This window comes from Bacillus sp. 220_BSPC, from assembly GCF_001054655.1.
GTDB classification, from domain to species: domain Bacteria; phylum Bacillota; class Bacilli; order Bacillales; family DSM-1321; genus Peribacillus; species Peribacillus frigoritolerans.
The window spans coordinates 1-21,635 of record NZ_JVPL01000122.1; the positions used below are offsets into that span (position 1 = coordinate 1).

Below are 21,635 nucleotides of genomic sequence, written 5' to 3' on the forward strand. Positions count from 1 at the left end.
CAGACAGTCGGCGGAAAGGGAGCGGATTTCTGAAATCAACTGAAACTTTTTTAAAATAAAAAGACGTAGACCGAGATTAATTTCTCGGTCTTTTTTAGATCCAGGAAGTTATAAAAATTCAATAAATGGTCCGTTTCTTTAATAGCCTGTCATCATTGCGGGCTTGTCGGCATATATTTTATTGAAAGTGGTGTATACAGGAGGATTGTCAAAATGGAAACGATTCTTTCTTTTTTACCGAAAAGTTTATACGAGCAACTCCGCGGTATGACACCGATGATGATCGATAAGATGGAAGAACTGCGAATTCGGGTTGGAAGGCCGCTTGAGGTCATTGTAGGGGGGGAACCATACTTTTTTTCCTATGAAGTGACCCATTCGGATGCAGATCAATTATTGAATAATATAGGTCAATTTTCGTTATATACGCTTGAGGAAGAATTAAAGCGAGGATATATAACCATAGCGGGCGGACATCGGGTGGGGCTTGCTGGCAAGGTGATCCTGGAAAATGGTTCGGTCAAAGCGATCAGGGATATTTCCTCATTCAATATTCGGGTTGCACGTGAAAAAATAGGTGCAGCTGAACCTCTCACTTCATATTTATATGACGGGGAATGGCAGCATACCATGTTGATCGGTGCTCCGCAAACGGGAAAAACGACCATATTACGTGATATTGCAAGAATGATATCCAGTGGTAATGAAAAACTCGGCATTGCCCCTCAAAAGGTGGGGATAGTGGACGAGCGCTCAGAAATTGCCGGATGTGTGCATGGAGTGCCGCAGCTCGAATTCGGAACAAGAGTTGATGTTCTCGATGGATGTCCTAAAGCGGAAGGGATGATGATGATGATCCGTTCGATGTCCCCGGATGTATTGATCGTGGATGAAATAGGCCGCGAAGCGGATACGCAGGCTGTGCTGGAAGCCGTGAATGCAGGTATTAAACTCATGATAACCACGCATGGCCATACACTGGATGAAATCAAGAAGCGACCCATTATCGCCGAAATATTAAAGCAAAACATCTTTGAACGCTTTATTGAATTACAAAGAAGTAAATCCGGTAGGAGGAGCTACAAAGTCCTTGATGCAGCAGGGGTTCCCATTTACTTGGGAGAAAGAGTGAACCCGCATGTTTAAGTTAATAGGAGCAGCGATAATTATTATAGCGACGACTTGGGCAGGTTTTGAAGCGGCAAAAAAATTAAGTATGAGGCCCCGTCAACTGAGACAGCTGAAAGTCGCCATGCAATCGCTTGAAGCTGAAATCATGTTCGGTCATACACCTTTGAAAGAAGCGGCAAGGAAACTTTCTAAACAGATGGCCAAACCTTTGTCCAGCTTTTTCGATACATTTGCAAATCGACTCGAGTCAGGTGAAACCACCGTCAAGGAAGCATGGGATGATAGTTTGAAGAAAATATGGCAATCCCTTGCTTTAAAACAGGGAGAATTCGAGATTCTTTCACAGTTTGGGGAGACGCTTGGGAAAAGCGATAAATATCATCAGCAAAAGCAAATCATGCTAACGATGGCACATCTGGAACGGGAAGAAACCGATGCACTCGACCGCCAGGGGAAATATGAAAAAATGATGAAAAGTCTTGGTTTTTTATCAGGGCTATTATTGATCATCTTGCTGATGTAGGAATATGTGGGGGGAATGAAAATGGGCATTGACGTGGACATCATATTTAAAATAGCGGGTGTGGGGCTTGTAGTGGCATTTCTTCACACGATACTCGATCAGGTTGGGAAGAAGGAATATGCCCAGTGGGTGACACTTTTCGGATTTATCTATATTTTATTCATGGTTGCTTCTGTAGTAGAGGATTTATTTCAAAAAATTAAATCTGTATTTCTATTTCAGTAAGGGAGGGATTCGCGATTGAAATCATAAAAATCGTGGCCATTGCCCTAGTTGCCACCTTTTTGGCACTGATCGTCAAAGAGCAAAAACCAAATTTAGCATTCCTGCTTGTTGTTTTTGTAGGATGCTCCATTTTTCTTTTTTTAGCTGACAAAATATACGAAATCATTTTAATGTTAGAAAAAATTGCAGTTAATGCGAATGTAAATACCGTGTATCTAGAGACCATTTTAAAAATAATCGGAATTGCCTATATTGCAGAATTCGCTTCCCAAATTACAAAAGATGCAGGACAAGGTTCGCTCGCTTCCAAAATAGAATTAAGCGGAAAAATCTTGATTCTTGCCATGGCGATTCCGATTTTGACGGTCATTATCGAAACGATTCTACAGATGCTCCCAAGTTAATGGATTACTCCTACTAGTCAATGAGGTGAATGTATGAAGCAGCGGATGCCTTACTTATCCATACTATTCGTTTTACTCTTTTTTTTGCATGCATCTATTGGACAAGCTGCCGAAAATCCAGAAAATGGTGAAGTTGATCAAGAGCCGATCATGCAGTCCGAACTGGTACAAGCCCAAATAGAAAGGCTGGGCGTCGATGAGCTCAAACAATATTGGGATGGCATCGTTACGGAATATGGAGGATTCTTACCGGAAAGCCAGAAAGGGAGCTTCATGGATTTTGTAAGCGGCGATAAGAAATTTTCTTTTGATGAATGGATTAAGGGAATCACAAAATTCATTTTTCATGAACTGCTCGTGAATGGAAAGCTGCTGGGGTCACTCATTTTATTAACCGTTTTCAGCATGTTCCTCCAGTCTTTGCAGAATGCGTTCGAGCAAAGCTCCGTAAGTAAGGTCGCTTATGCAATCGTTTATATGGTGCTGATCATTTTGGCACTTAACAGTTTTCATGTGGCGATTGAATATACAAAAGATACGATAGATTTGATGATTTCCTTTTTAATGGCGCTCATCCCTTTACTCTTGGCATTGATAGCTGCTTCAGGCGGACTTGTATCGGCAGCCTTCTTTCATCCGGTATTGATGTTTTTGATGAATACAAGCGGCATCTTGATTCAGTTCGTCGTCCTTCCGTTATTATTCTTTGCAGCGATTTTAAGCATAGTCAGCACGTTGACCGAACATTACAAAGTGACTCAGCTGGCACAACTTCTCCGTAATTTTGCCATCGGGATCCTTGGGGCATTCATGACCATATTCCTTGGTGTGATCTCCGTTCAGGGAGCATCCTCAGCTGTAGCTGACGGAGTGACGATCAGGACAGCCAAATTCGTGACAGGTAACTTTATACCGGTCATAGGGCGCATGTTTACAGATGCAACGGATACGGTCATTAGTGCCTCCGTCCTTTTGAAAAATACAGTGGGATTGTCAGGCGTCATCATTCTCTTGCTCATTACCACATTTCCCGCCATAAAAATCCTGATGATTTCTTTTGTCTATAAATTGGCAGCGAGTCTTTTGCAGCCGCTGGGCGGAGGACCTGTAATAAAATGCCTTGACATTATAAGCAAAAGCATGATTTATATTTTCGCCGCATTGGCCATTGTCTCACTCATGTTTTTTTTAAGTATCACGGTAATCATCGCCTCTGGAAACATTACCCTGATGGTTCGTTAGAAAGGAGGAGGACTTGGTGAGTTTTTTAGCTGGCTGGGTATCCAACATCATCATATTTGTATTGCTGGCTACTGTGATCGATATGCTTCTGCCGAATTCAGCTTTACAGAAGTATGCCAAAATGGTTATCGGGCTTTTACTGATTGCAATCATCATCACTCCTATATTGGGATTATTCAATAAGGATTTCGATGATATTCTCACTGCGGCCACTAGTGAATTTGAGGATCAGAAAAAAAAAGATTTAGGAAATTTGACAGAAATGAAGAAAAAAGAAATACAAGCTACCCAGGGTGCATATATTTTAAAACAAATGGCTGTTGACTTACAGGCAGAAGTGGAAGAGGAGCTGATGGCGGATTATAACATGAGGATTAGTTCAATTGATGTAGGGGTCAAGAATGAGGAAGAGCCGGGTGTTGATGATCTGCAGAACATAACCATCTCATTGGAAAAGGCAGAAGGGAAAGAAAACTCGGAGATAGAGGCAGTAGCGAAGGTTGATATCAATACAGATAGCCCATCCACTTCGAATGATGCCAATCTGGATGCTGTCAAAAGGTTTCTGGCAACAAGTTGGTCTGTTGATGAAGAGATCATTGAAATCGCCGGGGAAAGGAAGTGACTGAGTATTGAACAAAGACAAAGGTCCATTATCCTGGCTGCAAAAACTATTAAATAAAGACCCTGACCAAAAAGAGCCTAAGGAAAAAAAACCTTCCCTGTATGTCTATGCTCTAATAGTTGTCCTTTTGGGATCGGGAATCATGATGGCCGGGAATTTGTTAACCACCAACAAGACGGGACAAACATCTGAAGTGACGACTGTATTCAATAATGATAAACAGCAGGAAGAAGATGGGGATGTTGAAACATTCGGCCAGAAGAAATCAGAATTCAAGACTACAAAAGACTATGAAATATATCTACAGAATGAAATGAAGGAAGCGCTAGAATCCATCGCAGGCGTCCAGGATGTGAAAGTCGTAATCTACGTCGATGCATCCGAGAAAAAAGTATATGAAAGAAATAAAGTCACCCAAAAACAAGTCACTGAAGAAACCGACCAGGAAGGCGGCAAAAGGACGGTCGAAGACACATCCGTTGATGAACAGCTAGTTTTGGTCAAGAGCGGTGAAAAAGAAGGACCGATCATTTCGGAAACGAAAAAACCCAGTGTACGAGGAGTCCTGGTAGTCGCTAAAGGGGCCGAAAACATTCAAATAAAGAAGTGGATCATCGAGGCTGTCACACGCTCACTTGATGTACCGAGTCACAGGGTTTCTGTCATGCCTAAAAAATAAGGGGGAAAATCTACATGTTATTAAAAAAACAAACCGTTTGGTTATTGACTATGCTAAGTCTGGTCGTTGTGCTTTCAGTCTATTATTTAACCGCTCCTGAAGAAAATGCCGCCGATATGACGGCAACAGAGCAAATGGAACAGGAAGAAAATAAAACAGAAAGTAAGACAGAGAACAAAGCAGAGACAAAAGGGGAAAATAAAAGTGAAAAAGAAACTTCCAAAAATACAGAAGGTTCCTCTGTAACCATTGCATCTGGAGATGAGTTCGAATCGTTAAGGATGCAGATTGAAGATGAACGGGCGAAGCTGAATGAAGAATTGACTGCTAAGATGGGCAACACAGAACTATCAGCTGAAGAAAGAGACGAGGCTTATGCAAAAATCGAACAATTAAGTGAAACGAAAGTGAAAGAAAATATCATCGAAAACTTAATTGTTGCCATGGATTATAATGCCGCACTGGTCCGGGTTGACGGAACGGATGTTAAGGTGAGTGTCAAGGCGGATAAACAAACGAAAACAGAGGCCAATAACATTATCCGCCTCGTAAGGAAAGAAGTGAGCGATGCACAAAATGTAGTGGTCGATTTCCAACCGGAAAAGTAAACACACATACAGAAAAAAGTGACTGATACAGAACAGTTCAACATCATAAAAATTTGAAAGCCCCCTTAATAAAAAAAATGGGAGGCTTTTTATTATGCTTTTTTAACTATCTCACAAACCTGGAAACTTTAGAGGAAAAGTTTTTTTATGTCGATTGGAATCAGGAACTCGAATAGAAATGGTGATAATGATCATCCGTAATATTCTAGAAAAGTAATTACAATGGATATTATGGCTGGTTTTCCAGGAATGCAATGCAAAATTAAAGAGCAAGCGTTAAGGTGTCCAAGTTGATAAATATTCACAATATTATAATAAAGGTGTAAGATGGAAGTATGGATATTCAGTAACAATTAATCTATCATTGAATTTGTATAAGCTAATATTGTATGATGTTAGAAGCTGGTCATAAACTTTTCAATTTTCTTAGGGAAACAATATTTTGAGAAAGTGAAATATCTGTTATAATACAGATGAGGTTTGTAGTCAGTTTATTCGCATTCGCGTAAAGAAAGCGGCTACTTTGTGCAGTATTGGACAAAGTAGGATAAGCTAAGGGTAGGGTTACATAAAATATTATTGCCTCACAAACTCATATTAAATTAGACAAGGGGTGCCACAAAATGAAAGTGCAAGAAATTCGTGAAATTATTAAGTTAGTCGATCAATCAAATATCGGTGAATTCGTTTTCGAAAATGAAGGAACGAAAATTAAATTGAAAAAAACCGAAACGGGTACAGTATTACACCAAGCAGCAGTTGCTCCAGATGTTGTTCAAGCCAATGCAGCTGTAGAGGTCAAGCCCGCAGCGGCCCCTGCCCCTGAAGTACCGAAAGCTGTTGAACCTGCAAAACCGGCTGCTGCCGTCACTGAACAGGAAAATTTACATAAAATCACTTCCCCGATGGTAGGGACATTCTACCAATCTCCTGCACCGGATTCACCTGCATACGTAAAAGCAGGCGATAAAGTAACGGGGGATTCCATCGTCTGCATCGTGGAAGCCATGAAACTTTTCAATGAAATCGAAGCTGAAGTAAGCGGTGAAATCGTGGAAGTCCTTGTAAAAGAAGGTCAGCTTGTAGAATATGGTCAACCATTATTTTTAGTAAAGCCGGAATGAGGAGCTGTTTCTAAATGATTAAAAAGGTATTAATTGCCAATCGTGGGGAAATTGCTGTCCGAATCATCCGGGCATGCAAGGAATTAGGAATCGAGACTGTTGCTGTCTATTCAGAAGCAGATAAAGAAGCATTACATGTTCAAATTGCTGATGAAGCATATTGCATCGGTCCTAAATTATCAAAAGACAGTTATTTAAATACAACCAACATTATCAGCACAGCCAAGAAAACGGGATCCGATGCAATTCATCCGGGATATGGTTTCCTAGCTGAAAATGCCGATTTTGCCGAGCTATGCCGTGAATGCAATATCATTTTCATCGGTCCTAGCCCCGAAGCGATCAATAAAATGGGAACAAAGGACGTAGCAAGGGAAACCATGCGCAAAGCTGGTGTACCGATCGTGCCAGGTTCTAAAGGCATAATCAAAGATACGGATGAGGGTGTAGCACTAGCTAATGAAATGGGCTACCCAGTCATCATCAAAGCTACTGCAGGCGGAGGCGGTAAAGGTATCCGCGTCGCAAGGACGGAAGAAGATCTCATTAAGGGCATTAACATCACGCAACAGGAAGCCGCGACGGCATTCGGGAATCCTGGCGTGTATATTGAAAAGTTCATCGAGGACTTCCGTCACGTTGAAATACAGGTCATGGCAGATAATCATGGCAACGCCATCCATTTAGGAGAGCGTGATTGTACGGTCCAACGACGTTTGCAAAAACTTGTTGAAGAAACCCCGTCACCGGCGTTGGATGGTGAAATACGTGCGGAAATGGGGCAGGCCGCTGTGACGGCTGCACTTGCCGTAAACTATTCAGGTGCCGGAACAGTAGAATTTATTTATGACTATGTGAATAGAAAATACTACTTTATGGAAATGAATACACGTATCCAGGTTGAGCACCCAGTTACAGAAATGGTAACGGGCGTGGATTTGATTAAAGAACAGATCAAAGTTGCTTCAGGCAACAAACTATCGCTTTCGCAAGAGGATGTTACTTATAACGGATGGTCTATCGAATGCCGGATCAATGCCGAAAATCCAGAAAAGAATTTCATGCCTTCCGCAGGTAAGATTCAAATGTATTTACCTCCAGGCGGCTACGGAGTTCGTGTTGATTCTGCGGCATACCCTGGGTACTCCATACCGCCGTATTACGATTCCATGATCGCTAAATTGATTGTCCATGCACCGACTAGAGAAGAGGCGATCGAGAAGATGAAACGCGCCTTGGGTGAGTTTGTCATTGAAGGGATCAGTACCACAATTCCTTTCCATATTAAGTTGCTTCAGCATGAACAATTTGTTTCCGGAGAATTTAATACCAAATTCCTTGAAATATATGATGTAATGAACTCATAATGTAAAGGAAGACAGGAGGTGCTTTTGAATGAGTGAAATGGAAGGCCAATTACTCGAAATGAATGATTATAATAGTGGGCTGGGCAAAGTGGAGATTGCGCCTGAGGTGATAGAGGTTATTGCGGGTATCGCTGCATCGGAAGTTGAAGGTGTTGCACATATGCGCGGGAATTTCGCTACGGGTGTTGTTGAAAAGCTTGGTAAAAAGAACCACGGTAAAGGTGTTAAAGTGGACTTAACGGGAGAATCCATCAAAGTCGAACTTTATTGTGTCATGAAGTTTGGTGTTTCAATTCCGAAAGTTGCTCAGGAAGTGCAAGATAACATTCGTGAAGCTTTGTTGAATATGACCGCTATCGACGCTGGCGAAGTGAACATTCATGTAGTGGGCATTGCGTTTGAAAACGCTAAACAAGAAGCGGATTACGAACAAGAAGTGTAAGTGGGCTTCATTCGATTCACACCTGCAAAAACCCGGCAAAAAGCCGGGTTTTTGTTTTTTTGAATGGAAACTCAAAGATACCCGTTTTTGGAGCCTGCTTATAATATTAAATTTAAATGAACATAATAAGGCGGTGTCTGGAAATTTCCCTTTAATTCAAGGGTGATTTCTGTTAGAGTGTAAAAGGTGAAATATGAGCATGAAAGCTAGGCAAGAGCTTTTTGACACTTTCAAAAAGTATGGGACTGTGTTGGCCGTTGGAAAGTAATCTTGAATCAAGATATTGAATCTTTTGGCCTTTAATTTAGTGGGATTTAGCTTGTTTTTATAAATAATATAGCGAGAATCTTAATATTTTTGAAAAAATGTTATTTAATGTTCGTTTGTTCTAGCGTTTTCATATATAATAGTAGATGTAAAAGGAGTAAGATTATGAAAAGAAGAGAAGCCCGTGAAAAATCCCTTCAAGCACTATATCAGATAGATATTGCGAACTCGAATGCAGAAGAAGCAATGGAAAGCGTACTGGATGGTGCTCCCACTGATAATTATTTCAAGAAATTAGTAATGGGGATAACGGAAAATCGTGAACAAATTGATGGAATGATCAGGGACAATTTAGAGAATTGGACGTTGGAAAGACTGGCGAACATTGATCGGAATTTACTGCGGATCGCGGTTTATGAAATGGTTCACAGTGAAGATGTTCCTGTAAGTGTTGCAATGAATGAAGCTATTGAAATTGCTAAGAAATTCGGTGATGATCAATCAAGCAGCTTTGTAAATGCCGTTTTATCCAAAGTGAAGGTGAAAAGCGGCAGCTAAAGCTGCAGCCTTGAACAAGGATTCTCTCAGCAATTTCTTTAGCAAAATTAACTTGGGAGGAATAAACACATGTCAGCTCAAATCATTAATGGTAAAGAAATTGCAGAGTCAGTTAGGCAGGAAATCAGTAAGGAAGTTCAACAGTTACGTGAAAAAAATATCGTTCCGGGTTTAGCTGTAATCCTGGTGGGTGACAATCAAGCATCTCAAACTTATGTGCGCAATAAGCAAAAGGCCTGTGAGGACTTGGGTATGCATTCCGTACTAATTAAAAAGCCTGCGGAACTCTCTCAGGAGGAATTAATTCAGAGCATTGCTGAATTAAACCAAGATGACAGCATTCATGGTATATTGGTGCAGCTGCCCTTGCCTGGACATATTCAGGAAAAGGCGATCATTGAAGCGATTTCCCCTGAAAAGGATGTAGATGGATTCCACCCGATTAATATTGGGCGGATGATGACGGGACAAGATGCATTTTTACCTTGTACTCCATACGGCGTCATGGTGATGCTTGAGTATATCGACTATGACCTTGAAGGTAAGCATGTTGTCATAGTAGGGAGAAGTAATATCGTCGGAAAACCAGCCGGACAATTGTTTTTAAATGCAAATGCAACCGTTACATACTGTCATTCACGGACAAAGGATCTTGCTTATTATACCAAGCAAGCCGATGTCGTTGTGGCAGCGGTCGGAAAGAGGGACACGATCACGAGTGACCATATTAAAGAAGGCGCAATCGTCATTGACGTCGGAATGAACAGGAATGATGAAGGGAAGCTTTGCGGTGATGTGGCGTTTGATGAAGTGAAAAATAAGGCTTCATACATTACACCTGTTCCTAAAGGCGTTGGTCCCATGACGATTACGATGCTTATGAAGAATACGGTCAAATCTGCTCAAAAAGCACATGAATTAAACAAGCAAGCATTAAAAAGCTGAAAAAAACGTTAAATTATTTTAAAGAAGCGGACCTCTTGTTTTATAATAACGGGAGACCGCTTTTTTTCCATTCATGGATTTATGATAATCTATAGGTGAGTTTTCTTTATATCCGATTTCCATCGGAAGGAGACATTATATGAGCAACCAACAATATTTGAGTGTGTCGGCTTTAACGAAGTACATCAAAAGGAAGTTCGATGCCGACCCCCATTTGCAAAATGTATACATAAAAGGTGAAATTTCAAATTTTAAACAACATACAAGCGGACATATGTATTTTACTTTAAAGGATGAGAAGGCACGACTTCTCTCCGTTATGTTTTCCGCCAATAATAAAGGGATGAAATTCCTGCCTGAAAATGGCATGAAGGTACTTGTTAAGGGTGATATATCATTATACGAAGCTGGAGGACAGTATCAGCTTTATGTGAAAAGCATGGCCCCTGATGGTGTGGGGGATTTATATCTTGCTTATGAACAGCTGAAGAAAAAGCTGGAGGGGGCAGGCTTGTTTTTGGCCGAACACAAGAAGCCGATCCCGCAGTACCCTAAGTCTGTAGGGGTCATTACTTCGCCGACCGGAGCTGCATTAAGAGATATCCTGACAACGATCAAGCGGAGATATCCGATCGCAAGGATCATCGTTTATCCAGCACTTGTACAAGGGAATAATGCCGCTAAATCGATTGCCAAGGCAATTTCCATGGCGAACGCAAGGGCAGAAAGCGATGTTCTCATTGTCGGAAGGGGCGGCGGGTCGATCGAGGAACTATGGGCCTTTAATGAGGAGATAGTGGCTGAATCTATATATGATTCCGATATACCGGTAATTTCTGCTGTCGGTCACGAAACCGACTTTACGATCGCTGATTTTGTCGCCGATATGCGTGCTCCTACACCTACTGGTGCAGCAGAGTTAGCGGTTCCTCACTTGAATGAAATACTCGAACGTCTGATGAACCGCAAGAATCGATTGACCCGCTCCATTCAAGAAGCGGTGAATTTTGAACGAACCCGTTTGACCAGGATGGAGAGGTCTTATGCTTTCCGTTACCCACATAAAATGTACGAACAGAAGCTGGAACAACTAGACAAGACGATGGACAGGCTAGGGAGGACCAGCACGCGATATTTCATGAAAAAGAGAGATGAGCTGAATCAGCTGAACGATATTTTGAAAAAGCAGCATCCTGAACAAGCGGTGAAAAATGCGAAAGATGAACTGCAGCAGCATGCAAAGGTTTTACGGAGGGCCATGGAAGCCATCTATCGGCATAAATCTCAGCATTTCGTCCATATTACAGCCACTTTATCTGCCCTCAGTCCACTAAAAATCATGGAACGGGGCTATGGATTGGTTTTTGCTGAGGATGAGACATTAGTGAAAAGTACACAGCAAGTATCAAAAGGGGATAAGATAGCAGTTTCGATAAAAGATGGAACTCTTGAATGTGAAATTAAAGAAATTAAGGAGCGGATTGAATCATGACAAAAAAACAGGAAGCTACATTTGAAGAAGCGATGGAGAATCTCGAAAAAATTGTAGAGCAGTTGGAAGAAGGCGATGTGCCCTTGGAAGAAGCCATTTCGATATATAAACAAGGAATGGATTTATCAAGGCTTTGCCATTCAAAGCTTAAGGCTGTTGAAGATCAGTTGACTCAAATTTTACGCGAAGATGGGGAACTTGAAAACTTTGCTGTACAGGAGGAAGAATGACATGGGTACGGCGTCCTTTGAAATGTTTTCTAATGAATATAAGGCAATTATAGAACGGGAAATCGTCGAATATGTCAATATACTTAAAGCCCCGGCAGTAGTCAAAGAAGCCATGATCTATTCACTGCAGGCAGGGGGTAAACGGATTCGCCCATTATTGGTCTTTGCGGTTTTGGAGGCCTTTGGAAAAAGCTTGAGGATAGGGATTCCTGCAGCGGCTGCCATTGAAATGATTCATACATATTCTTTGATTCATGATGACCTTCCGGCAATGGATGATGATGATCTCCGCCGCGGAAAACCGACGAATCATAAAGTGTTCGGTGAAGCGGTGGCCATACTGGCAGGTGATGCGCTTCTTACTTATAGCTTTCAATTGGTGACGGATATGATCGATCCCGAGGTCACGGCTGAAATGAAGCTGAACCTTGTAAGTGAAATTGCGAAGTCTGCCGGAGCCGAAGGAATGGTTGGGGGGCAAGTTGCCGATATGGAAGGTGAGAATAAACAGCTGACCCTTCAGGAATTGGAGTATATTCATGAACATAAAACAGGGAAGTTATTGACTGCAAGCATCCTTTCCGGTGCTATATTAGCAGGGGCGAGTGAAGAACAGCAACTGCATTTACGTGACTTTGCATACCACCTGGGGCTTGCTTTTCAAATTCGCGATGATATTCTGGATATTGAAGGGTCAGTCGAGTTGATCGGCAAGCCGGTTGGCAGTGATGTGGGGAATCATAAAAGCACATATCCTTCTTTACTAACCCTTCAAGGGGCAAAGCAAAAGTTGGAACATCATATAGAACTTGCCCATGCCGCTTTAGGAAAAACAACCTTACAAACGGGTTTGTTGAATGAACTAACCGATTTAATTGCGAACCGTAATCATTGATTGTGGCTAAATTTGTTATCAATTGAGGTTTTGTGGTATACTCATTGTGCAAAAATATGTGAAAATCAAAATGAATTTTTTAATTGAGATACGTGATAAAATAGGTATAATAAGCCGCCGAAATCACCTGGGTGTTGGCGGCTATTTTTTAACTTAAAACCAATTTTTCGGTCAAGTCTTCCATAGCCCTCTTTTATGAGGCTTTGTTTATGCTAACAACCGAAAATGACAGAAAGTGAGTGGTCCTGTTTGGATCTTCTATCTATAAAAGACCCTTCTTTTTTGAAGAAGATGAATAATGAAGAACTCGTCGAGTTAAGTGTGGAAGTACGGAAATTCCTTGTGGAAAAATTATCGGTGACCGGTGGGCACATTGGTCCCAATTTAGGTGTCGTCGAGTTGACCATTGCCTTGCATAAAGAATTCGACAGTCCGAATGATAAAATTTTATGGGATGTCGGACATCAATCCTATGTCCATAAAATCCTGACTGGCAGAGCAGGGGAGTTCGACACCTTAAAGAAATATAAAGGTCTTTGCGGTTTTCCTAAAATGATTGAAAGCCCCCATGATGTTTGGGAAACCGGTCACAGTTCGACTTCCCTTTCAGCTGCAATGGGGATGGCGGCTGCCCGTGATATCAAAGGGGAAAGCAGCTTTATTTTGCCTGTAATCGGAGACGGTGCCCTAACAGGGGGAATGGCGCTTGAAGCGTTGAATCATATCGGTGATGAAAAAAAGGACATGATCGTTATCCTGAATGATAATGAAATGTCCATAGCCCCCAATGTAGGTGCCTTACACACGATATTGGGAAGGTTGCGGACAGCAGGTAAATATAACTGGGCAAAAGATGAATTGGAGCTGCTTTTGAAAAAAATTCCTGCAGTCGGTGGTAAACTTGCGGCTACAGCTGAACGCTTGAAGGATAGCATGAAGTATTTATTGGTATCAGGAATCTTTTTCGAAGAACTCGGATTCACATACCTTGGACCAGTAGATGGACATAATTATGAAGAATTGCTTGAGAATTTAAGATATGCCAAGAAAACGAAGGGACCGGTCCTGCTGCATGTCATCACGAAAAAAGGCAAGGGATATTCACCTGCCGAGTTGGACACAACCGGGAATTGGCATGGGACAGGCCCATACAAGATAGAGACAGGCGATTTCGTGAAATCCCCTAGTAAGGGTCCTGCTTGGAGCGCTCTCGTAAGCGATACTGTCAGCAGGCTAGCCCGTGACGATGAGCGGATTGTCGCGATTACACCTGCAATGCCCGTAGGTTCGAAATTGGTGGGCTTCTCTCAAGAGTTCCCAGAGCGTTTCTATGATGTAGGGATTGCCGAGCAGCATGCTGCAACTTTTGCAGCCGGATTGGCAACGCAAAAAATGAAACCATTCCTGGCTATATATTCAACCTTCCTGCAAAGGGCTTATGACCAGGTGGTGCATGATATTTGCCGTCAGAATTTGAACGTATTCATAGGAATCGATCGTGCCGGATTGGTTGGTTCCGATGGTGAAACGCATCAAGGCGTTTTCGACATTGCTTTCTTGCGCCACGTACCGAATATGGTACTGATGATGCCGAAAGATGAAAACGAAGGCCAGCATATGGTCAATACGGCCTTAAACTATAATGATGGTCCGATTGCGATGCGTTTCCCTCGTGGGAATGGTTGGGGAGTTGAGATGGATGCTGAATTACAGCAGATTCCGATCGGTTCGTGGGAAGTTCTTAAAGAAGGAACGGATGCTGCCATCTTAACGTTCGGCACAACGATTCCCATGGCTCTTGAAGCGGCAGAACTGCTCGAGAAAGAGGATTATTCAGTGAAGGTGGTCAATGCCCGGTTCATTAAGCCTTTGGATGAGAACATGCTAAGCAGTCTCCTTGGTGAAAAAATGCCTATCCTGACAATAGAAGAAGCGGTTCTTCAAGGTGGTTTTGGTAGTTCTGTTCTTGAATATGCTCATGATCAAGGATTTTATGGGGCAATTATAGATCGAATGGGGATACCTGATTATTTCATTGAGCATGGAAGCGTCGATGAACTTCTTGAAGAAATCGGTCTGACGACTGAGACAGCCATCAAAAAGATTAAAATGATAACACCCAAAAAAGAAAAAAGGGCCTGAAAATATGAAAGTGATGAAAGAAAGAGTGGATGTATTACTTGTAGAACAAGGCTTGGCCGATACACGTGAAAAAGCGAAGCGTATGGTTATGGCAGGCCTTGTCTACGCGAATGAAGAGAGATACGAAAAACCGGGGGAAAAAGTGCCGGTCGATCTCGAATTCACGATCAAAGGAAAAGTCATGCCTTACGTTTCAAGAGGCGGTCTTAAACTTGAGAAGGCATTAAGGGAATTCGATTTACAAGTGAATGGAAAAATACTGCTTGATATCGGATCATCAACTGGCGGGTTTACGGATTGTGCTTTGCAAAATGGCGCCATAATGTCTTATGCGCTTGATGTCGGCTATAATCAACTTGCCTGGAAGCTTAGGCAGGATGAGCGGGTAAAAGTAATGGAAAGAACCAATTTCCGTTATGTTACACCCGCCGATCTCGACGGGGAGATGCCAAACTTTGCAAGCATTGATGTTTCCTTCATCTCGCTTACGTTAATTTTACCGGTGCTAAAGACCTTGCTCGTCCCGAATAGTGATGTCGTTGCCTTGGTTAAACCGCAATTCGAAGCCGGGAAGGATCAAGTGGGTAAAAAGGGGATTGTTCGTGATCCCAAAATCCATAAACAAGTGTTGGATAAGATCATTTCTTTTTCTTTAAAGGAAGGCTATGATATTAAGGATGCCTCCTTCTCACCGATTACCGGCGGTGATGGAAACATTGAATTCTTACTTCATTTACACTGGCAAGGGTCGAAGGAAGATGGAGCATTATTGCTTTCGAAAACGGTTGATGACATCGTTGGAGAGGCCCATGCCCAATTTAAAAAAGAATAGCTAGAACTTTGTATGGCTCCTTTGGCTGAACGGTTGGCTAAAGGAGCTTTTTGACTATACATTGTCGTCATGAACTTGAATCATTTATGGGTGGATACATAAAATAGGTAAGTGCAAAAATTAGACTTGTATTCATTTTAGAGAAAAAGTTGTACAATTGCATAAAAATCCGATAACATTAATATTAGCCACTTAGTAAAGCGGCCTATTTGCACGTACTGATGATACCGAGGCAAATTGGGCAGCTTGCTTAAAGTAAGAAATGAAAGTGATACCATTACCATTAAATGAGCAACAGTTGAGAAGAGGTGCTTCTACTTATGAATAAAGGACAACGACATATAAAAATAAGGGACATTATAACGAATAATGATATCGAAACACAGGATGAGTTAGTTGAAGAATTGAAATTAGCTGGATACAATGTAACTCAAGCCACCGTTTCAAGGGATATTAAAGAACTTCACCTTGTAAAAGTTCCTTTAACGGATGGAAGGTATAAATACAGTCTGCCGGCCGACCAACGTTTCAATCCACTTCAAAAATTAAAGAGAATCCTTGTCGATGCATTTGTACGCATTGACTCAGCCAACAATTTGCTGGTTATGAAGATGCTCCCGGGTAATGCCCAGGCCATCTGTGCATTGATTGATAATTTAAATTGGCAAGAAATACTCGGGACGATCGGCGGCGACGATACATGTTTAATTATCTGCCGTTCTGAGGAAGATGCAAAGATCATTTCCGGCAAATTCTTGGACATGCTCTAATAATGTTGTGAGGTGACCTAGTTTGTTAACAGAACTATCGATTAGGAATTTTGCGATCATAGACAGCCTGTCCGTTTCATTTGAGAAAGGCTTGACGGTCTTGACAGGAGAAACAGGGGCAGGGAAGTCAATCATAATAGATGCCGTTCATCTCTTGGTTGGGGGCCGTGGTTCTGCAGAGTTCATTCGGCATGGTGAGTCGAAGGCTGAAATAGAAGGACTATTCCAAATTGAAGATGAAAAACACCCGGTCTTTGCCAAAGCGGAAGAGTTTGGCCTGGATATGAATGATGGGATGGCTATACTTCGAAGGGATATCTCACAGAGCGGTAAAAGCGTTTGCAGGGTAAATGGGAAGCTGGTAACGATTTCCACATTACGTGAGATAGGGCGGACATTGATAGACATCCATGGTCAGCATGAACATCAGGAATTAATGGATGAACGACTCCATCTTCCGCTGCTCGATCAATTTGGCGGTGAAAAAATCGCATCTGCACTCACTGAATACCAAAAGCTATATAAACGTTATGAAACGGCTTCTAAACAATTGAATGGTTTAAGCCAAAATGAACAGCAAATGGTCCATCGCCTTGATCTGATCCAATTTCAATTCGATGAAATCCAAAAAGCTGATTTGAAATTACGCGAAGATGAAGAATTGATGGAAGAACGGAAGAAAATTAATAATTTCGAAAAAATCCATGAAGCGCTGCAAACCAGTTATAATGCTTTAAATGGCGAGCAGCATGCAATTGATTGGCTTTCCGTAGCCATGAATAATTTGGAGGAAGCGGCAGGGCTTGATGAAGGTTTAAAGCACAGCTCTGAAACCGTTTCAAATAGCTACTTCCTGCTCGAAGAGGCTGTGTCAAACATCCGGGACCAATTGGACTCTTTGGATTATGATACAGAACGTGTGGAATTCATTGAAAGTAGACTTAATGAAATAAATCAATTAAAGCGTAAATACGGGCGGACCATCGAGGAAATCCTGGAATATGGGGCCGCAATTGAAGAAGAAGTCGAAAAGCTGCAAAATAGGGAAACCCATATCGCGAAGCTTGAAAAGGAAATGAAATCCATCAAGGCAGATCTAATCGTCGAAGCAAAGAATCTGTCTGAACTTCGCCAGAAATTCGCTCAGCAGCTAACCAAAAAGATTCATCAGGAATTAAAGGATTTATATATGGAAAAAACAATTTTCGAACCTCATTTCCTTCAGACAGCCTATACTTTCGATGAATTGTCAGATAGGGGCATTAATCAGTCAGGGCTGGATTCAATGGAATTTTATATTTCCACCAATCCAGGTGAACCGTTAAAACCTCTTTCTAAAATCGCATCTGGTGGAGAACTGTCGAGGATCATGCTGGCTTTGAAAAGTATTTTCTCCAAGCATCAAGGCATAACGTCCATTATATTTGATGAAGTGGATACAGGTGTAAGCGGACGGGTTGCCCAATCCATTGCCGAAAAGATCTATAAAGTGGCAACTGGATCACAAGTATTGTGCATATCCCATTTGCCTCAGGTGGCAGCCATGGCGGATACTCACCTTTTCATAGCGAAAAATGTAAGGGCCGGACGCACGAATACCTCGGTCAAGCCGCTAATTGAAACTGAAAAAATAAAAGAAATTGGCAGGATGATTTCGGGAGTAGAGATTACGGACTTGACGAAACAACATGCCAATGAATTAATCCAACTGGCCAAAAGGCTGAAGATTACATCTTGATGGGCCGGTAAGAACATTATTTGAACTTATCATAAGCATTCATTGTAAAGCTATCCAAAAACGGATAGCTTTTATTTTTTGCACCTGTTATAAATGACTGTCATGAGGGCTAAATTAAAGGTGTAGCCATAAAGTTTCAGAGAGCGAGGAGAGTGAATGGATTGAAATTTATATGGATAAACAGGATCATCGGTGGAATTCTCCTTGTTTCGCTATTAACATTAGGGTTATACCAGCCATCTCGTGAATATTTTTTAATTCCAAATCATCTTGTACTATTTGAAGGAAGTCAATATAGTATTTCCAAATCATTGCCTGTTTCTGCAAAAACTTCGGGAACCAGTGATGGAATTTCACTTCATGATGAACAAGCTTCGATTACGCTTGGTGCTGAGAAACCAGGTACGAATGAAGTGTTACTCGATGTAGCAGGCTTGCCTGCCAAAAAGGTCGACATCAGGGTGTTAAAAGACTTTAAGGTCATGCCTGGAGGCCAATCCATTGGAGTGAAGCTTAATACTCTTGGGGTGCTCGTAGTGGGTCATCATCTTATTGATACGGCGCAGGGGAAAAAATCACCGGGAGAAAAAGCGAAAATTGAAATCGGTGATATTATTACAGAAATCAATGGTCAGACGATAAAGAAGATGGGGGATGTAACCCCTTTTGTTCAGCAGGCAGGTGAAAAGGGTGAGGCGTTGAAACTTGTCATTAACCGTGATAATGAAGTGCTTCATAGTACCTTATTACCGCTAAAAGATAAGAATGAAGGAACTTACAAATTGGGTTTGTATATCCGTGATTCGGCAGCTGGCATCGGAACGATGACGTTTTATCACCCGGATTCAAAAAAATATGGGGCATTGGGACATGTCATATCCGATATGGATACAAAAAAGCCGATTGTTGTTAAGGACGGACAGATCGTTCAATCGACGGTCACATCCATCGAAAAAGGAAGCAATGGTGATCCGGGAGAAAAATTGGCACGCTTTTCTTCCAATAAAGAAAAAATAGGAAATATCAATCGCAATAGTCCCTTTGGCATTTTTGGGAAATTAAATCAAGATTTTAAAAATGGAATTAACGACAAACCACTCCCCATCACCCTTTCCCATGAGGTAAAGGAAGGGCCAGCAAAAATCCTTACAGTGGTGGATGGTTCTCAAGTGGAGGAATTCGATGTAGAAATCGTCAGTTCCATCCCACAGAAGTTTCCTGCAATCAAAGGAATGGTCTTAAAAGTGACGGATAAAGAATTGCTTCAAAAAACGGGTGGGATCGTTCAAGGTATGAGCGGCAGTCCTATCATACAAAATGGGAAATTAATCGGTGCAGTCACCCATGTATTCGTTAATGATCCTACAAGTGGGTATGGAGTCCATATCGAATGGATGTTAAACGAAGCCGGTATAAATATATACGACAAAGATAATTATGAAAAGGCAAGCTAAGAATCCGGGTATCCTTTTGGATGCCCCCTTTTTAATGGAAAATTATGATTAGCATAGGTTTGGGTCGGAATTAATTTTGATTTCTTCAAAAAATAGAGGTTTTTTTGGAACGATGTGATAAAATGAAAACGATATGAAGATTTTTCGACAAACGGTTTATTCCAATAGCAAACGAAGTCGAAAACAAGAGATATCCGGAGAATAATATTGAATTCCTTATATTTTTTCAAAAATAAAAGGAATTTAGTTTCCATTGTCGAAAAGTTCAATTACAATAGAATTTAGTCATATAGAAAAAAAGACCAATTGTAGTTGAGGAGGAAATCAAGCGTGAAAAAAATTAAGGTGTGCGTTGTAGATGATAATAGAGAACTTGTTGGCCTTCTGGAAGAATACATTTCTGCACAGGAAGACATGGAAGTGATTGGGGTGGCACATAACGGTCAAGATTGCCTGGGTATGCTAGAAAGCGTTGATCCGGATATTTTGATCCTCGATATTATCATGCCTCATTTAGATGGGTTAGGTGTACTTGAGAAACTTCGTGAAGTAAAACGGGGTGCCATGCCTAATGTGATAATGCTTACTGCCTTTGGTCAAGAAGATGTAACGAAAAAAGCAGTTGATTTGGGTGCGTCTTATTTTATCCTGAAACCATTTGATATGGAAAATCTGGCCAATCACATCCGTCAGGTAAGCGGTAAAGGGCAGGCGGTTTTAAAAAATCATAGTCAATTTAGCTATCGTCCCCAAAATGAATCCAAACCGAAGAACCTTGATGCAAGCATCACCAGCATCATTCACGAGATTGGAGTGCCTGCACATATTAAGGGCTATTTGTATTTAAGGGAAGCCATATCCATGGTATATAATGATATTGAACTATTGGGTTCCATCACCAAAGTTTTATATCCGGATATCGCAAAAAAATACAATACTACGGCCAGCCGAGTTGAACGTGCTATCCGGCATGCGATTGAAGTGGCTTGGAGCCGTGGAAATATAGAATCCATATCATCTCTTTTCGGCTATACCGTAAGCATGACAAAGGCAAAACCTACAAATTCCGAATTCATTGCCATGGTTGCCGATAAGCTGCGCCTCGAACATAAAGCTTCTTGACAGGGGTAGGAACGTTGATTTGACGCAATTTGGACGGGAATTTAACCGTGAATTTATCGCTATTCCGATAAACCTTCCGGTGGAATACCAATAAAGACTGATCGTATTTGGCGGATGAATGAACCCGGCATCTTTACGAGTCAGTATATAGGAAAATTCCGCAGTCGTCCAAACTGGGCGGCTATTATTTTTGCGTAGGGGCTGGTATACATGTCAATCCGTAATCGATTGAAAGAAATACGTCATGACCATCGTATGTCCCAAACGGAATATCAGTTTTACCCCTGCGAATAAGAGACAGGCGAACCTTCGCTTGGCAAAGCGATGCTCATCAGGAAGGTTTGGAATGATGGTCAACGAAATCATTTATAGGGAAGAATCATGACGTCCATTGTTGGGCGTTTTTTTATGCTTTCGGCTTGCCGCTCCGTTTGAATTTTTTTGGGTAAGGCACTTCCATACACTCGTCTATACGCACTGCAACACTGTTGTTATGGCGGCTATTTTAATTTTCGATCCAGTTGCAGATTCAACTCAGTTAGTAAAATGGACTTATATGAGCGATAAAGCTGGTGTAATAGGAATCCGGAAACCTGATAAGAAACGTTGGGAGGGAGAGAGCGCGAGGGAGGATGGGGAGTATTCAAATATCCGAGATGAGCGAAATGTTAAAAATGTAGAAGAAACTCGTTAAAAAAGGTGCATAGTTTAATCTTAAGATATAAAGTTCAGAGGCGCAAAACATATTGGAGGTTGTCCATTTTGGGCAATCTCAGTTTGTAGACAAAAGGGGTTCGGAATTAAAAAATTCTGAACCCCT

At 41.5% G+C, this 21,635-nt stretch carries 22 protein-coding genes; all 22 read left to right on the forward strand.

Annotated elements, in window-relative coordinates:
• Positions 1-213: 213 nt before the first annotated feature.
• Complete coding sequence (gene spoIIIAA, locus ADA55_RS08120; RefSeq protein ID WP_048681793.1) at positions 214-1,146, forward strand: stage III sporulation protein AA; 933 nt, start codon at positions 214-216, stop codon at positions 1,144-1,146.
• Complete coding sequence (spoIIIAB, locus tag ADA55_RS08125; protein WP_034308322.1) at positions 1,139-1,654, forward strand: stage III sporulation protein SpoIIIAB; 516 nt, start codon at positions 1,139-1,141, stop codon at positions 1,652-1,654. The genes spoIIIAA and spoIIIAB overlap by 8 nt, the downstream gene beginning before the upstream one ends.
• A 21-nt stretch (positions 1,655-1,675) precedes the next feature.
• On the forward strand, positions 1,676-1,879 hold the full coding sequence (spoIIIAC, locus tag ADA55_RS08130; protein ID WP_034308319.1) for a stage III sporulation protein AC: 204 nt from the start codon (positions 1,676-1,678) through the stop codon (positions 1,877-1,879).
• Positions 1,880-1,902: 23 nt separating this feature from the next.
• Entirely contained in the window at positions 1,903-2,283 is a 381-nt protein-coding gene (gene spoIIIAD, locus ADA55_RS08135) for a stage III sporulation protein AD (protein WP_223255841.1), read from the forward strand.
• Positions 2,284-2,316: 33 nt separating this feature from the next.
• Positions 2,317-3,525, forward strand: a complete 1,209-nt coding sequence (gene spoIIIAE / locus ADA55_RS08140) for a stage III sporulation protein AE (protein ID WP_048681800.1) — start codon at positions 2,317-2,319, stop codon at positions 3,523-3,525.
• Between the two features lie 16 nt (positions 3,526-3,541).
• The gene (gene spoIIIAF, locus ADA55_RS08145) at positions 3,542-4,150 is read left to right on the forward strand and encodes a stage III sporulation protein AF (RefSeq protein ID WP_034308312.1); all 609 of its coding nucleotides are present in this window, start codon (positions 3,542-3,544) and stop codon (positions 4,148-4,150) included.
• Between the two features lie 7 nt (positions 4,151-4,157).
• On the forward strand, positions 4,158-4,829 hold the full coding sequence (gene spoIIIAG, locus ADA55_RS08150) for a stage III sporulation protein AG (protein WP_048681803.1): 672 nt from the start codon (positions 4,158-4,160) through the stop codon (positions 4,827-4,829).
• Positions 4,830-4,843: 14 nt separating this feature from the next.
• Entirely contained in the window at positions 4,844-5,437 is a 594-nt protein-coding gene (locus ADA55_RS08155; protein WP_034308309.1) for a SpoIIIAH-like family protein, read from the forward strand.
• 623 nt (positions 5,438-6,060) lie between these two features.
• Positions 6,061-6,561, forward strand: a complete 501-nt coding sequence (accB, locus tag ADA55_RS08160; RefSeq protein ID WP_034308306.1) for an acetyl-CoA carboxylase biotin carboxyl carrier protein — start codon at positions 6,061-6,063, stop codon at positions 6,559-6,561.
• 14 nt (positions 6,562-6,575) lie between these two features.
• Complete coding sequence (gene accC / locus ADA55_RS08165) at positions 6,576-7,928, forward strand: acetyl-CoA carboxylase biotin carboxylase subunit (RefSeq protein ID WP_034308301.1); 1,353 nt, start codon at positions 6,576-6,578, stop codon at positions 7,926-7,928.
• A 37-nt stretch (positions 7,929-7,965) separates the two neighbouring features.
• Entirely contained in the window at positions 7,966-8,370 is a 405-nt protein-coding gene (locus ADA55_RS08170) for an Asp23/Gls24 family envelope stress response protein (protein ID WP_222620245.1), read from the forward strand.
• A gap of 432 nt (positions 8,371-8,802) precedes the next feature.
• Positions 8,803-9,195: a transcription antitermination factor NusB gene (nusB, locus tag ADA55_RS08175; RefSeq protein WP_034308295.1), complete on the forward strand. Its 393-nt coding sequence runs from the start codon at positions 8,803-8,805 to the stop codon at positions 9,193-9,195.
• 69 nt (positions 9,196-9,264) lie between these two features.
• Positions 9,265-10,140, forward strand: a complete 876-nt coding sequence (gene folD, locus ADA55_RS08180) for a bifunctional methylenetetrahydrofolate dehydrogenase/methenyltetrahydrofolate cyclohydrolase FolD (protein WP_048681806.1) — start codon at positions 9,265-9,267, stop codon at positions 10,138-10,140.
• Positions 10,141-10,279: 139 nt separating this feature from the next.
• Entirely contained in the window at positions 10,280-11,632 is a 1,353-nt protein-coding gene (gene xseA, locus ADA55_RS08185) for an exodeoxyribonuclease VII large subunit (RefSeq protein WP_048681810.1), read from the forward strand.
• On the forward strand, positions 11,629-11,862 hold the full coding sequence (locus tag ADA55_RS08190) for an exodeoxyribonuclease VII small subunit (RefSeq protein WP_034308286.1): 234 nt from the start codon (positions 11,629-11,631) through the stop codon (positions 11,860-11,862). The genes xseA and ADA55_RS08190 overlap by 4 nt, the downstream gene beginning before the upstream one ends.
• 1 nt (position 11,863) lies before the next feature.
• Positions 11,864-12,757: a polyprenyl synthetase family protein gene (locus ADA55_RS08195; RefSeq protein ID WP_048681813.1), complete on the forward strand. Its 894-nt coding sequence runs from the start codon at positions 11,864-11,866 to the stop codon at positions 12,755-12,757.
• A 249-nt stretch (positions 12,758-13,006) separates the two neighbouring features.
• Positions 13,007-14,899 (forward strand): 1-deoxy-D-xylulose-5-phosphate synthase, encoded by a 1,893-nt coding sequence (gene dxs / locus ADA55_RS08200; RefSeq protein WP_048681832.1) that lies wholly within the window; start codon positions 13,007-13,009, stop codon positions 14,897-14,899.
• 4 nt (positions 14,900-14,903) lie between these two features.
• Positions 14,904-15,731, forward strand: a complete 828-nt coding sequence (locus ADA55_RS08205; protein ID WP_034308281.1) for a TlyA family RNA methyltransferase — start codon at positions 14,904-14,906, stop codon at positions 15,729-15,731.
• Between the two features lie 320 nt (positions 15,732-16,051).
• Positions 16,052-16,501, forward strand: a complete 450-nt coding sequence (ahrC, locus tag ADA55_RS08210; protein WP_034308279.1) for a transcriptional regulator AhrC/ArgR — start codon at positions 16,052-16,054, stop codon at positions 16,499-16,501.
• Positions 16,502-16,523: 22 nt separating this feature from the next.
• The gene (recN, locus tag ADA55_RS08215; protein ID WP_048681817.1) at positions 16,524-18,239 is read left to right on the forward strand and encodes a DNA repair protein RecN; all 1,716 of its coding nucleotides are present in this window, start codon (positions 16,524-16,526) and stop codon (positions 18,237-18,239) included.
• Between the two features lie 161 nt (positions 18,240-18,400).
• On the forward strand, positions 18,401-19,693 hold the full coding sequence (gene spoIVB / locus ADA55_RS08220; RefSeq protein ID WP_048681822.1) for a SpoIVB peptidase: 1,293 nt from the start codon (positions 18,401-18,403) through the stop codon (positions 19,691-19,693).
• A 330-nt stretch (positions 19,694-20,023) separates the two neighbouring features.
• Positions 20,024-20,815 carry a sporulation transcription factor Spo0A gene (gene spo0A / locus ADA55_RS08230; protein WP_034308269.1) on the forward strand — a complete coding sequence of 264 codons (792 nt, stop codon included), beginning with the start codon at positions 20,024-20,026 and terminating at the stop codon, positions 20,813-20,815.
• The last annotated feature ends 820 nt before the right edge of the window (positions 20,816-21,635 follow it).